This is a genomic window from Porphyromonas uenonis 60-3, from assembly GCF_000174775.1.
GTDB lineage: Bacteria > Bacteroidota > Bacteroidia > Bacteroidales > Porphyromonadaceae > Porphyromonas > Porphyromonas uenonis_A.
In genome coordinates, this window is sequence record NZ_ACLR01000248.1 from 1 (window position 1) to 516 (window position 516).

Here is a 516-nt window from a genome sequence, read left to right on the forward strand (position 1 = left end):
GTACTTCAAAGGAACCTTCCAAGTAGGTCGAGACTGGCTCTACAAAGTGTTAGGAGCCAACGATATGCTACTGAGAAGTCGCAGACGCAAGCGTCCGCCTCAGACAACCAAGGGCGTGGTCAATCACGGCTTCCAAGACCACCTGAACACCACCCCTAAGTACATCGCCACCGACCATTGCCGGCTCACCGTATCAGACATAACCTACGTCAAGTGTTTAGGGGGCTTCGCATATCTCTCCCTGACGATGGATGCTTATAGCCGCATCATCACCGGCTTTGACCTGCAGCCCACGCTCTCCACAGAGGGCCCCTACAACGCACTAAAACAGACCGTTGACTTCTACAAAAAGCATGGCTTTGACCTCAAAGGACTCATCTTCCATAGCGACCGAGGCTGTCAATACGTCTCCAAGCAGATGACCGACTACGAGGCCAGCCTAGGCATCGTAACCAGCGTTACCCAGACCGGCAACCCTCTCCACAACGCTATGGCTGAGCGACTTAACGGAATCAT

Annotated in this window: 1 protein-coding gene; it reads left to right on the forward strand. The window is 53.5% G+C overall.

Annotated features, from left to right (window positions below; translation table 11 throughout):
• On the forward strand, positions 1-516 hold a 516-nt coding region (locus PORUE0001_RS09740), incomplete at both ends, for a DDE-type integrase/transposase/recombinase (RefSeq protein WP_007366284.1).